Genomic DNA, 12,817 nt, shown 5'->3' on the forward strand with positions numbered 1-12,817 from the left:
CCTTTCGGGCGCGCCATATTATTTCACCTGTCATTCTGAACGGGAAGTGGCTCAGCTTGGTAGAGCACCTGGTTTGGGACCAGGGGGTCGCAGGTTCAAATCCTGTCTTCCCGACCATTTAAAACATGGGGCCTTAGCTCAGCTGGGAGAGCGCCTGCCTTGCACGCAGGAGGTCAGCGGTTCGATCCCGCTAGGCTCCACTTAAAGAAACTTAAAGAAACTTAAAGAAACTTATTATGGCGGTGTAGCTCAGCTGGCTAGAGCGTACGGTTCATACCCGTGAGGTCGTGGGTTCGACTCCCTCCGCCGCTACTTATTTAAGGACCTTTAGCTCAGCTGGTTAGAGCAGACGGCTCATAACCGTCCGGTCGTAGGTTCGAGTCCTACAAGGTCCACCACTTATAATGGAGTAATACCCAAGTCTGGCTGAAGGGATCGGTCTTGAAAACCGACAGGGGTGTAACAGCCCGCGGGGGTTCGAATCCCTCTTACTCCTCCATTTTTATTAAATTTCATATTAATGGATCTAACTTAGTTAGTATCCACATTATCGCAGGGTGGAGCACGAACGAATATGCTTCGAAGAAATTACTTCAGCATACCAATCGAGCTGCTACTTGCATAAACATCCTGAGATTGGGATGGTCTTAACAAAATAACTTTCATGGAACTATATTAAATAGTATCCACATTATCGCGGGGTGGAGCAGTCTGGTAGCTCGTCGGGCTCATAACCCGAAGGTCGCAGGTTCAAATCCTGTCCCCGCAACCAAATGGTCCCGTGGTGTAGCGGTTAACATGCCTGCCTGTCACGCAGGAGATCGCCGGTTCGATCCCGGTCGGGACCGCCATTTGAGATGGCTCGGTAGCTCAGTCGGTAGAGCAGAGGACTGAAAATCCTCGTGTCGGCGGTTCGATTCCGTCCCGAGCCACCATCTTGAAATTCTTCCTGAGACAAGGAGGACTAAAAGATGAACTAAATATGGCAACAATCAAAATTAAAATTAATATAACTTTTAATAAGCCGACTTAGCTCAATTGGTAGAGCAACTGACTTGTAATCAGTAGGTTGGGGGTTCAAGTCCTCTAGTCGGCACTCTTTATGGCGGTCGTGGCGAAGTGGTTAACGCATCGGATTGTGGTTCCGACACTCGTGGGTTCGATTCCCATCGGTCGCCCCATATTTTGCGGGTGTAGTTTAATGGTAAAATAGAAGCCTTCCAAGCTTCGGTCGTGGGTTCGATTCCCATCACCCGCTTTTTATAAAATTTAATGGGCCTATAGCTCAGCTGGTTAGAGCGCACGCCTGATAAGCGTGAGGTCGATGGTTCGAGTCCATTTAGGCCCACCATTAAATTTATAAATTTATAATTAATTTTTCCGCAGTAGCTCAGTGGTAGAGCACTCGGCTGTTAACCGAGTGGTCGTAGGTTCGAATCCTACCTGCGGAGCCATATGATAGAGAAGTACCCAAGTGGCTCAAGGGGCGCCCCTGCTAAGGGTGTAGATCGGGTAACCGGTGCGAGGGTTCGAATCCCTTCTTCTCTGCCATATTTTTTTTGGCCCGTTGGTCAAGCGGTTAAGACACCGCCCTTTCACGGCGGTAACACGGGTTCGAGTCCCGTACGGGTCATATCTAAAGCTCAGTTATTTGTGATAACACAGGTAACTGAGTTTTTTATTTGTCTTTTATTTGGACTTCAGATAGCGATATTTACTGAGTCCGCCTCTGTCCATTATATTAGAAGGTTCTTCGTTCGTTTTAAGATGTACAGGGCCTTATCGTTTTAATTTAGAGCTTTTATCTTAGTACCTCAAGTTAGAAGCCTATTTCATATACTTGGAAAAGAAAAAAGTTGTTGTTTTTGCTTAATACTCTTTAAAGTGTAATTTAATAATTAAATTTCCCATGTATATGAAAAAAACGGACTAACTGAATTGTTAATCCGAATTTTAGTAAACTTTGCTTTAAACAGTTACTTGATCATTTGTTAACACTTTTTGATACGCTTTAATATCATCATCTGAAAAGACATTAGTTGCTAACCGTTTCACTCGACTCCAATATTCTTTAAACTCGTTATATTCATATCCTTGTTCCTCAATAAAATCAACTAAACTCCCACCTGTAAAAAAAATATGTGCTTTTGGGTAAGCTGCATCCCAATAAATATTCCCGCGTAGATTCAATATGTTTTCTGTCTCTTTTACAAATAAAGTAATGGAAACAGCACATCTCAGTCTTAGTTCTCCACGGTCTCGCCCTTCTCCTTTGCCATTAATCTTCATTCTGGTCACATATTCTTCATTTTCAAAACTTATAGCCTTTTCACTCATTTTAAATTCCAACATCATTATATCTTCACCCTTTAGTTACAACGTCGTTAATATTCATTTTTTTTATTATACTTCAAATACTATTACTAGAGTGTATTATACAGCCAGTTATTAAGTTGTTTTTTGTTAAAGTAAAAAATGATATCATTTAGTATTTAAAAAGTAGGCTCAGTTATGTTTTTCATTTTTTAAGGTTGTAAAATTATTGGGAAATAAAGAGGCCTACTGAGATTGGAAAGTTGTAGGTTTTATTCAAAATGATCAGATGGTCTACTAACTATTATCCTTTTTCCAAAGAAATTAGAAAGCAAGAAATTGAAAGCAAGTGCATGATCATAGTGTTAAAATGTGAATAGCTAAAGTGAGGTGATTAAATGAACGGATTAAATAATCAGGTCATGTGGGATGCAGTTGAATCATGCGATGAAAACTACGATGGAGTGTTTATTTATGCAGTTAAGTCTACTGGAATCTGTTGTAAACCTTCGTGTAAGTCAAGAACCCCATTAGAAGAAAATGTGTCATATTATCCGTCATTTTCTTTGGCAATTAAAGATGGGTACCGTCCATGTAAAAGGTGTCGCCCTGATTTACTTCACTCAAATGAAGAGGATATTATTTTATCAGCTAAACATTTTATTGAAAAAGAATATCGAAATAGCTTAACATTGGATCGATTAGCAATTGAAGTTGGAGTAAGTAAATTTCATTTGCAAAGATTATTTAAAAAATCCACAGGTTTATCGCCGTTAGAATACGCAACTAGGTTAAGAATGGTAGAAGCTTTGAGATTATTGCGAGATACTGAGAAAACCATAACTGAAATAGCGCATAATCTTGGTTTTAAAGGCTCGGCACATTTTTCAAGTATGTTTCGTCATCATTTTAATTACACTCCAACTACATTCAGAAAGGGGTTAAATAAATGAAGTTAAAAGATGGAATAGCTTTATTGAGCCTGGCCGCATTATGGGGAGCTTCATTTTTATTTATTAGGATAGCTTCACCTGTTTTCGGACCAATTTTAACAATTCAGGGAAGAGTTATAATTGCTGCGTTTGCACTGGTGCTTTATTTGGTTATTACTAAAAAGTCATTACTCTTTAAAAATAGATGGAGACAATATTTAATAATAGGGGCATTAAATGCAGCAATTCCATTTACATTAATTGCTACATCAGCGTTATATTTACCAGCCTCAATGTCATCAATTCTAAACTCTTTGACGCCAATATTTACAGCGCTGGTTGTTTTTTTATGGACGAAAGAAAGGTTGAGTATACGAAAGTTAACTGGAATAATAGTAGGAGTAATAGGAGTGATTTTGTTAGTAGGATGGAGTTCAATTCCGTTTACTTATGAGGTTAAAATAGCCATTGGACTAGCAGTTTTGTCGACTATTTCATATGGAATTGCAGGTGTGTATGCAAAGAAAGCTTTTGATGGGGTACCACCACTTTCACTTGCAGCTGGTCAACAAATTGGTGCTGCAATTTTACTTTTACCTTTTACATTTCTAAATTTCACAGCATCTAAAGACAAAGTATCAGGAGTTGCGATCTTGGCAGTTCTAGGATTAGCATTATTTTGTACTGCTATAGCATATTTATTGTATTTTTATCTTATAGAAAGTATTGGGCCTACCAAAACATTAAGTGTTACTTTTTTGATTCCTGTGTTTGGATTAATCTGGGGAGTTCTTATTTTGAAGGAACATTTTACATTAGGGATGTTGTTCGGTTTTCTTGTCATTTTATCTGGTGTATTCCTGATTTCAGATATTCGTTTACGTGTAATAACATCAAGTAAGCGAATGCAAGTCTAATAAGCTTATAAATAATAAGACAAAAAAGGATTTTCGTAAAAACGAAGATCCTTTTTACTATATTACGATTGTTATTTTATTGAGCTAATAATAAGAACTACCAATGTAGGTAAATATACTCAAGCTTTAGTAACTTTGAAACGAATTTACATGAATCTCAATAATTTTTGTTGAAATGCTAAGGTAATTTAAATTCACTATTTTGATCAATATGTATTGTTGCTTGGTCTTCCATATCACCGCATAAATTGAATTCGGTTTAGAGATTATTATAACTTTTACATCTAAATTTCCAAATAATTTGCTAGTGGTTCCTAAATATTTTTCAAAAAAAATCTCTTCGCCTTAATCCGACAATATTCTACAATTCTTTTTAAAAATAAAGTTTATATGTTAGAAAAGTGTGAAATATGTATGAAATTTTATGAAAAATCAAAAATTTACAAATTGTTACAAGGGAAATTCAAAATATGATGTATAAATATGCGTCGGTATTCGTTCGACAAATTCGACATTTTTACGACAAACGCAATAATGACAACGGTTTCATGAATGGTTATTCATTTTCCGAAAAAAGTTTTTGAATTTTTTTTGCATAAAAACAAGGTGAATATATATATTTGTAGAATATTAAGAGATAGAAGAATTTAAGAGATTGTAATGAGGTGAGGATGTTGCTTTTGACACGGCCAACTGAGTTTGATGTGCATTTATTCCATGAGGGAAGTTTATTCCATAGCCATGAATGCTTTGGGGCACATGTTGTAAAAAAAGGGAATAAAGTTGGAACTATTTTTACAGTGTGGGCTCCACATGCGAAAGGTGTCTCAGTTGTTGGGAACTTTAATAATTGGAATGGTTCTGAACATAAAATGGAAAAGTTGAACGATCAAGGGATTTGGACGATATATATCCCTGAAATTGGTCATGGGACGATATACAAATATGAAATTTCAACCAAGCGTGGTGAAGTTTTATTAAAAAGTGATCCTTTTGCTTTCTATAGTGAACTAAGACCAAGCACAGCTTCAATCGTTTATGATCTTTCGGGGTATAAATGGAAAGATGCAAAATATCGTAAGCAGAAATTTAAAAAGTCAGTATATGAAGAACCAGTTTTAATTTATGAGGTACATTTAGGTTCTTGGAAAAAAAAGAAAAACGGTGATTTCTACACTTATGCAGAACTAGCGACAGAACTAATTCCATATGTAAAAGATCATGGTTTTACACATATTGAAATATTACCATTAGTTGAACATCCATATGATCGTTCTTGGGGGTATCAAGGGGTAGGATATTTTTCTTCTACTAGTCGATATGGAAATCCTCATGAGCTAATGAGCTTTATAGACGAATGTCACCAGAACGGGTTAGGAGTCATTATGGATTGGGTGCCTGGTCACTTTTGTAAGGATTCTCATGGATTATACATGTTTGATGGTGAACCGACATATGAATATGAAGGTTATGATGCTAGAGAAAATGAAGTATGGGGAACAGCTAATTTTGATTTATCAAAACCGGAAGTAAAATCATTTCTTATTTCAAACGCTCTATATTGGATGGAATATTTTCATATTGATGGTTTCCGAGTAGATGCTGTTGCAAATATTTTATATTGGAAAAATAGAAATGAAGAGAATCCTTTTGCAACTCAGTTTTTAAGACGATTAAATGAAGCGGTATTTGAACATGATCCACAAGTATTAATGATTGCTGAAGATTCTACTGATTGGCCATTAGTTACTGCACCTACATATGAAGGTGGATTAGGTTTTAATTTTAAGTGGAATATGGGTTGGATGAATGATGTTTTGACTTATATGGAGACTCACCCAACAGAAAGAAAGCATCATCATAATCAGATGACTTTCTCGTTTTTATATGCCTTCTCAGAAAATTTTGTTTTACCTTTTTCACATGATGAAGTAGTACATGGTAAGAAATCTCTGTTAAATAAAATGCCAGGTACATATGAGGAAAAATTTGCTCAATTAAGGGTACTATTTGGTTATTATTTATCTCATCCAGGTAAGAAGCTTCTATTTATGGGAAGCGAATTTGGGCAATTTGATGAGTGGAAGGATTTAGAGCAAGTTGATTGGATGATTAAAGATTATGAATATCATTCCAAGATGAACAAATATTTCAAAGAATTATTATCAATTTATAAAAAAAATAAATCACTTTATGAAGTTGATAATCATTGGGATGGATTTTCATGGATTGATGCAAATAATGCAGATCAAAGTGTATTTTCATTTATCCGTAAAGGAAAAAACAAAGAGGATTATGTCATCGTAATCTGTAATTTTAGAGAAATTTCTTATGAAACATATCGAATTGGAGTACCTGCAAAGCATCGATATAAAGAATTGCTTTCAAGTGACTATGTTCAATTTGGTGGCGATAGTAAAATAAATCGTTCTGCCATTGAATCAGAAGAAATACCATTCCATGGTTTACCATACAGTATTGAAATAGCATTACCTGCCTTTAGTTTTACAATCATTCGTCCAGTTAAAATGCGAAAGGGGATTAGCAGCAATGGTTCAGAAAAAATGCGTAGCAATGTTACTAGCAGGGGGAAAAGGGAGTAGATTAAGTTCTTTAACAAAAGAACTAGCAAAACCAGCCGTAGCTTTCGGAGGTAAATATCGAATAATAGATTTTACTTTAAGTAATTGCACAAATTCAGGTATTGATACTGTTGGGGTGCTAACTCAATATCAGCCACTAGTACTAAACTCATATATTGGTATAGGAAGTGCATGGGATTTAGATCGCTTAAATGGTGGGGTAACTGTTTTACCACCATATTCAGAAGCATCTGGAGTTAAATGGTATACAGGTACTGCAAGTGCAATTTATCAAAATTTAAATTATTTAAAGCAATATCAGCCTGAATATGTTTTGATTCTTTCAGGTGATCATATTTATAAGATGGACTATAGTAAAATGCTAGACTATCACATTGAAAAAGAGGCAGATGTATCGATTTCAGTTATCGAAGTTCCGATTGATGAAGCTAGCCGTTTCGGAATTATGAATACAAATGATCAAATGGATATTATAGAATTTGAAGAAAAACCTCAATATCCGAAGAGTAATTTAGCTTCAATGGGAATTTATATTTTTAAATGGAATGTTTTAAAAGAATTTTTAGAGATGGATGATCGTAATCCAGAATCAAGTAATGACTTTGGTAAAGACGTTATTCCGCTTTTATTAGAAGAAAAGAAAAAAGTAGTTGCTTATCCTTTCAAAGGTTATTGGAAAGACGTTGGTACAGTAAAAAGCTTATGGGAAGCAAATATGGATTTGTTAAATGAAGATAGTGAACTAAATATATATGACCGTGATTGGCGCATATATTCAGTTAATCCAAATCAACCGCCACAGTATATTGCACCTACAGCAATCGTTGAAGACTCTCTAATTAATGAGGGGTGTGTTGTTGAAGGCTTTATATCACATTCTGTATTATTCCAAGGTGTAACAATCGGAGAAGGCAGTATGATTAAAGATTCTGTCGTTATGCCGGGTTGTGTTATTGGAAAAGATGTTCGTATTGAAAGTGCAGTAGTAGCTCCTGGAATGGTTATTCCTGATGGAAGCCTTTTAGGTCCTGAGAAAGATTATGAAGAGGTTATTCTAGTTACAAGCGGAGAATAAGAGGTGGCTCATTCCTCAAATAGAAAAATAGATTGAGAGGGTTATTTGATGAAACATACTATGCTAGGAATAATTGAGGCGTCAACACATTTTGAATCTTTAAAGCCGTTAACACAGCATCGACCATTAGCAACACTTCCTTATGCAGGTCGATATCGTTTAATCGATTTTATGTTAAGTAATATGGTGAACTCTGGTATTACGAGTGTCGCTGTATTTCCTGATCAACCTTATCGATCAATTATTGATCACTTAGGCTCTGGTAAACATTGGGACTTAAATCGTAAAAAGGATGGACTATTTATTTTTACGCCAGAACCAACTGATGGAGCTTTTGGTACATTCGATTTCATCGAAAAGCATATTCAATTTTTACAACGTTCTACTCAAAAGTATGTAGTAGTAGCAAATACTTATACGATTTGCTCTGTGGATTTTAGACCAGTTTTAAAGAGACATATCGAAACAAATGCACAAATTACTGAGTTAAAGCAGTTCGGTAAATCTTTAAATATCTATATCCTTGAAAAAGAGTTATTGTTAAAGCTTTTTGAAAACTTCCACGAAAAAGGCTATGAAACAATTATGGACGTTGTACGCGATCAAAATAATGAGGTTGAACTAAGTGCGTATGAAATACCTCAACAAGTTTCAATTATTCAAACAATTGAGGATTATTTCGAGCAAAGTATGAAATTATTAAATCCTGAGATATGGAATCAATTATTCTTAAAATCTTATCCTGTCTTTACTAAGGTTAAAGATGAGCCACCAACAAAATATTCAAAAGAAGCAATTGTAAAAAATTCAATTGTAGCTAATGGATGTGAAATTGAAGGAACGGTTGAAAATAGTATTATTTCAAGAGCTGTGAAAATTGGAAAAAATACAATTATTCGAAATTGTGTTGTTATGCAAAAATCAAACATTGGAGATAATTGTATATTAGATGGCGTTATATTAGATAAAGATGTTCGAATAGAAGATGGTGTTGAAATAAAAGGAAGCTTAAGTGAGCCAGTAGTGCTTCAAAAAGGTTCAGTCCAAGGAGCGTTGATTCAGTGGTAAATGTTTTATATATTGTTTCAGAATGTGTACCATTTGTTAAATCGGGAGGGCTTGCAGATGTTGCAGGCGCTCTCCCTAAGTATTTAAATAAACTAAATACGAATGTAAGAGTAATGCTTCCATTCTACTCGTTAATTCCCGCTAAATATAGAGATGAAGCTAAGCTAGTAAAAGAGCTATCTATAAATCTAGGCTGGAGAAAACAGTATTGTGGTTTATTTGAATTGAAAGTAGAAGGAACAACTTATTATTTTATTGATAACGAGTACTATTTCAATCGTGATAAGTTGTATGGTCATTTTGATGATGGAGAGCGTTTTGCATTCTTCTCTCTAGCTGCAATTGAATGTATTAAAGAATTAGACTTTATACCTGATGTTATACACTGTCATGACTGGCATACAGCAATGATCCCATTTTTCATGAAAGAGTATGGCGTATTTAAAGATATTAATCCAAAAATGAAATCTGTATTTACAATCCATAACCTTCAATTCCAAGGCGTATTTTCAAAAGAAGTAATGGACGATATGTTAGGAATTGATGAACAATATTTTCGCGATGACTATTTGAAATTTTACGATTGTATCAACTTTATGAAAGCTGGAATTATTTCAAGTGATTTCGTAACAACTGTTAGTCCAACATATAAAGAAGAAATTAAGCATGAATTTTTCGGAGAGCAATTAGATGGACTATTACGTGAGCAAGATCACAAACTTTTTGGGATTGTTAACGGAATTGATGAAACAATTTATAATCCAGCTACGGATCGGAAAATTCACTCTAATTTCGATGAATTTACAATCGAAAATAAGACAGAAAATAAATTGAAATTACAGGAGTCACTCGCATTAAAAATAGATGAAAATACTCCTATTATTGCTATGGTTTCCCGATTAACAGGTCAAAAAGGCATTGATCTTATTCAACACGTATTCTCTCAAATTATGGATTATAATGTCCAAGTAGTAATTTTGGGTTCTGGTGATGAAGAATTCGAGAACTTTTTTAAAGCAATGGAACATAACTACTACGAAAAAGTTAGAGCTTATATTGGATTTGATGAACGCTTTGCTCATCAGATTTATGCAGGTGCAGATTTATTCCTTATGCCTTCACTATTTGAGCCATGTGGACTTGGTCAGCTTATTGCGATGAAATACGGGTGTGTTCCAATCGTAAGAGAGACTGGGGGGCTAAATGATACTGTCCAGTCATATAATGAAGAGACAAAGAGTGGAAATGGTTTTACTTTTACTAACTATAATGCTCACGATATGCTTCACACAATTGAACGTGGATTGAGTATCTATGAGAATAAAAAACATTGGAAATCAGTCAGAAGGAATGCAATTAGAAGAGATTCAAGTTGGTTAAAATCAGCTAAAGAATATGCAAAACTATATATGCAGTCTTCAAAGTAAAAATCTTTTAGGGCGAGGTGATTCCATGTTTTCTAGTGTGGAGGAGTTTGAGTGGGGTTTTAAAGAGAAGCTAGAAAGTATGCATGGAAAGAGTACTGCAGATAGCACTACTCAAGAGCAATTTCAAACACTTGGAACGATGATTCGTGAACATATAAGCGGTAATTGGTTAGGTACGAGTGAACAATACCGCTTAGAGCGAAAAAAACAAGTTTATTATTTATCAATTGAATTCTTATTAGGAAAGCTTTTGAAAAGTAACTTAATTCATCTAGGGCTTAGAGAGTTATGTGAAACTGGCCTTGAGAGATTAGGAATTTCTTTAAGTGCTCTTGAGGAGTTTGAAAGCGATGCTGGTCTTGGGAATGGTGGACTTGGACGGCTAGCATCTTGTTTTCTGGATTCTCTAGCATCACAAGACTTGCCTGGTCATGGATGTGGCATCCGCTACAAACATGGCCTATTTGACCAAAAAATTGTTGATGGATATCAAGTCGAGCTACCTGAACAATGGCTGAAATACGGAAATGTTTGGGAAGTTCGAAGAGATGATGAAGCAATTGAAGTTTTATTCGGTGGAGAAGTAGAATCATTTAATAATAAAAATCGATTGGAATTCCGCCTTCATGGTGCAGAAGCAATCACAGCGGTACCATATGATTTACCGATTATCGGCTATCATACAAACACGGTAAATACATTAAGATTATGGAGTGCTGAAGCATCTACTCATTCCTCAAATAAATCACTGATGAAATATAAGCGAGAGGCTGAAGCAGTTTCAGAATTCTTATATCCAGATGATACACATGATGAAGGAAAGATATTACGTCTAAAACAGCAATATTTTTTAGTTTCTGCAAGTATTCAAAGAATAGTAGATTCATATAAGGAGCAATATGGTAATATTCATAAGCTCCATGAAGAAATTGCTATTCATGTAAATGATACACATCCAGTTTTAGCAATTCCAGAGTTAATGAGAATTTTAATCGATGTTGAAAAGTTATCCTGGGATGAAGCATGGGAAATTACAACTCAAACGATTTCATATACGAATCATACAACTTTGTCGGAAGCACTTGAAAAATGGAGGGTTGATTTATTTAAGCCTTTATTACCAAGAATTTATATGATTGTAGAAGAAATAAATGAGAGATATTGTAAAGAGCTTTGGAACAAATACCCAGGTGATTGGGATCGAATTGAACAAATGGCTATTATTGCCCATGGAGTCGTTAAAATGGCTCATTTAGCAATTGTAGGCAGTAAGAGCGTTAATGGAGTTGCTGAGATCCACACTGAAATTTTAAAACAAAGAGAAATGAAGCTTTTTTATGAGTATGAACCATTTAAGTTTAATAATAAAACAAATGGTATTACTCATAGAAGATGGTTACTCCAATGTAATCCTGAGCTTAGTAGCTTAATAAATGATTCGATCGGAGACGGCTGGATACACGAACCAACTCAACTTGAGAATCTATTAGAATATCAAGATGACGATGCATTCTTAACGCAATTTATGAATGTAAAGAAAAAGAGAAAAGAAGTTCTCGAAAATTATGTTCACTATACAAATGGAATTGCATTAGATACAGATTCAATTTTTGATATTCAAGTAAAGCGTATGCATGCATATAAAAGACAATTATTAAATGTTTTACATATCATGTATTTATATAATCGTTTGAAGGAAGATTCACATTTTAAAATGCATCCTAGAACCTTTATTTTTGGAGCAAAGGCATCTCCTGGCTACTACTTTGCTAAAAAGATCATTAAATTAATTCATTCAGTGGCTGACATTGTTAATAATGATCGCTATATAAGTCAATTTATTAAAGTAATTTTTATTGAAAATTACCGAGTTTCATTAGGGGAAATTATTTTTCCAGCAGCGGATGTTAGTGAACAAATTTCGACAGCAAGTAAAGAAGCTTCGGGTACTGGGAATATGAAATTTATGATGAATGGTGCTTTAACGCTTGGTACACTTGACGGTGCTAATATTGAAATTTTAAGAGAAGTTGGCGAGGAGAATATTTTTACATTCGGACTTACAGCTGACGAGGTATTAAATTATTACCAACACGGTGGATATAAAAGCAGTGATTATTACCATCATGATCTGCGAATAAAAAAGGTATTAGATCAAATGCTACATGGATTATTTCCGTTACCAAGAGAAGAATTTGAACCAATTTTTGATTCGCTCATGTCTTATAACGATGAGTATTTCTTACTTAGAGATTTCTCTTCATATGTAAAAGCGCATGAATGTATCAATCACACGTATCAAAACAAAAGGGATTGGGCTATAAAAAGTCTTAACAATGTTGCGAAATCGGGATTTTTTACTAGTGATCGCACGATTCGTCAATACGCATCAGAAATATGGAATATTCATCAAAGAACCTTACACCATTCCTAACCTCCTCTTAGATTATTAGGAGGTTTTTCATATAATGATGAAAAGCGA

Annotated in this window: 8 protein-coding genes and 15 tRNA genes; 22 read left to right on the top strand and 1 reads right to left on the bottom strand. The window is 35.0% G+C overall.

Going from position 1 to position 12,817, the window contains the following annotated elements:
- The first annotated feature begins 40 nt into the window (after positions 1–40).
- The 15 genes from CN946_RS01510 to CN946_RS01580 all read left to right on the top strand — a co-directional run bounded on the left by CN946_RS01510 (position 41) and on the right by CN946_RS01580 (position 1,633).
- Positions 41–117, top strand: a tRNA-Pro gene (locus CN946_RS01510).
- Positions 118–127: 10 nt separating this feature from the next.
- Positions 128–200: transfer RNA gene (locus tag CN946_RS01515), tRNA-Ala, on the top strand.
- 38 nt (positions 201–238) lie between these two features.
- Positions 239–312, top strand: a tRNA-Met gene (locus CN946_RS01520).
- A 9-nt stretch (positions 313–321) separates the two neighbouring features.
- Positions 322–398 (top strand) — tRNA-Ile (locus CN946_RS01525).
- A gap of 8 nt (positions 399–406) precedes the next feature.
- Positions 407–499, top strand: a tRNA-Ser gene (locus CN946_RS01530).
- A gap of 196 nt (positions 500–695) precedes the next feature.
- Positions 696–772: transfer RNA gene (locus CN946_RS01535), tRNA-Met, on the top strand.
- Between the two features lie 3 nt (positions 773–775).
- Positions 776–851: transfer RNA gene (locus CN946_RS01540), tRNA-Asp, on the top strand.
- A gap of 8 nt (positions 852–859) precedes the next feature.
- A tRNA-Phe gene (locus CN946_RS01545) sits at positions 860–935 on the top strand.
- 88 nt (positions 936–1,023) lie between these two features.
- Positions 1,024–1,096 (top strand) — tRNA-Thr (locus CN946_RS01550).
- Between the two features lie 9 nt (positions 1,097–1,105).
- Positions 1,106–1,181: transfer RNA gene (locus CN946_RS01555), tRNA-His, on the top strand.
- A gap of 6 nt (positions 1,182–1,187) precedes the next feature.
- Positions 1,188–1,258, top strand: a tRNA-Gly gene (locus CN946_RS01560).
- A 16-nt stretch (positions 1,259–1,274) separates the two neighbouring features.
- Positions 1,275–1,351: transfer RNA gene (locus CN946_RS01565), tRNA-Ile, on the top strand.
- 28 nt (positions 1,352–1,379) lie between these two features.
- Positions 1,380–1,454: transfer RNA gene (locus tag CN946_RS01570), tRNA-Asn, on the top strand.
- A 6-nt stretch (positions 1,455–1,460) separates the two neighbouring features.
- Positions 1,461–1,551, top strand: a tRNA-Ser gene (locus CN946_RS01575).
- Positions 1,552–1,561: 10 nt separating this feature from the next.
- Positions 1,562–1,633, top strand: a tRNA-Glu gene (locus CN946_RS01580).
- 335 nt (positions 1,634–1,968) lie between these two features.
- Here the strand turns inward: CN946_RS01580 and CN946_RS01585 are convergent.
- Positions 1,969–2,355, bottom strand: a complete 387-nt coding sequence (locus CN946_RS01585) for a hypothetical protein (protein WP_286133783.1) — start codon at positions 2,353–2,355, stop codon at positions 1,969–1,971.
- 356 nt (positions 2,356–2,711) lie between these two features.
- Here CN946_RS01585 and CN946_RS01590 point away from each other — a divergent pair, with 356 nt between their 5' ends.
- The 7 genes from CN946_RS01590 (at position 2,712) to CN946_RS01620 (ending at position 12,769) form a co-directional block, all read left to right on the top strand.
- Complete coding sequence (locus CN946_RS01590) at positions 2,712–3,266, top strand: bifunctional transcriptional activator/DNA repair enzyme AdaA (protein ID WP_098859609.1); 555 nt, start codon at positions 2,712–2,714, stop codon at positions 3,264–3,266.
- Complete coding sequence (locus CN946_RS01595) at positions 3,263–4,162, top strand: DMT family transporter (RefSeq protein ID WP_098859610.1); 900 nt, start codon at positions 3,263–3,265, stop codon at positions 4,160–4,162. Before CN946_RS01590 ends, CN946_RS01595 begins: the two co-directional genes overlap by 4 nt.
- 674 nt (positions 4,163–4,836) lie before the next feature.
- Complete coding sequence (gene glgB / locus CN946_RS01600; RefSeq protein ID WP_098859652.1) at positions 4,837–6,765, top strand: 1,4-alpha-glucan branching protein GlgB; 1,929 nt, start codon at positions 4,837–4,839, stop codon at positions 6,763–6,765.
- Complete coding sequence (locus CN946_RS01605) at positions 6,713–7,840, top strand: glucose-1-phosphate adenylyltransferase (protein WP_098859611.1); 1,128 nt, start codon at positions 6,713–6,715, stop codon at positions 7,838–7,840. The genes glgB and CN946_RS01605 overlap by 53 nt, the downstream gene beginning before the upstream one ends.
- Before the next feature lie 48 nt (positions 7,841–7,888).
- Positions 7,889–8,908, top strand: coding sequence for a GlgC family sugar phosphate nucleotidyltransferase (locus CN946_RS01610; protein ID WP_097979327.1), 1,020 nt, complete (start codon positions 7,889–7,891; stop codon positions 8,906–8,908).
- The gene (glgA, locus tag CN946_RS01615; protein WP_098859612.1) at positions 8,902–10,335 is read left to right on the top strand and encodes a glycogen synthase GlgA; all 1,434 of its coding nucleotides are present in this window, start codon (positions 8,902–8,904) and stop codon (positions 10,333–10,335) included. Before CN946_RS01610 ends, glgA begins: the two co-directional genes overlap by 7 nt.
- A 25-nt stretch (positions 10,336–10,360) precedes the next feature.
- Positions 10,361–12,769, top strand: coding sequence for a glycogen/starch/alpha-glucan phosphorylase (locus CN946_RS01620; RefSeq protein WP_098859613.1), 2,409 nt, complete (start codon positions 10,361–10,363; stop codon positions 12,767–12,769).
- The last annotated feature ends 48 nt before the right edge of the window (positions 12,770–12,817 follow it).

The organism is Bacillus sp. AFS053548 (assembly GCF_002575105.1).
In the GTDB taxonomy this organism is placed as follows: Bacteria; Bacillota; Bacilli; order Bacillales; family Bacillaceae_G; genus Gottfriedia.

What these genes read in the sequence shown, in the direction of transcription:
- CN946_RS01585 (WP_286133783.1), bottom strand. Translation starts at nt 2,355, where the DNA reads ATGATGTTGGAATTTAAAATGAGTGAAAAGGCTATAAGTTTTGAAAAT.
- CN946_RS01590 (WP_098859609.1), top strand. Translation starts at nt 2,712, where the DNA reads ATGAACGGATTAAATAATCAGGTCATGTGGGATGCAGTTGAATCATGC.
- CN946_RS01595 (WP_098859610.1), top strand. Translation starts at nt 3,263, where the DNA reads ATGAAGTTAAAAGATGGAATAGCTTTATTGAGCCTGGCCGCATTATGG.
- CN946_RS01605 (WP_098859611.1), top strand. Translation starts at nt 6,713, where the DNA reads ATGGTTCAGAAAAAATGCGTAGCAATGTTACTAGCAGGGGGAAAAGGG.
- CN946_RS01610 (WP_097979327.1), top strand. Translation starts at nt 7,889, where the DNA reads ATGAAACATACTATGCTAGGAATAATTGAGGCGTCAACACATTTTGAA.
- CN946_RS01620 (WP_098859613.1), top strand. Translation starts at nt 10,361, where the DNA reads ATGTTTTCTAGTGTGGAGGAGTTTGAGTGGGGTTTTAAAGAGAAGCTA.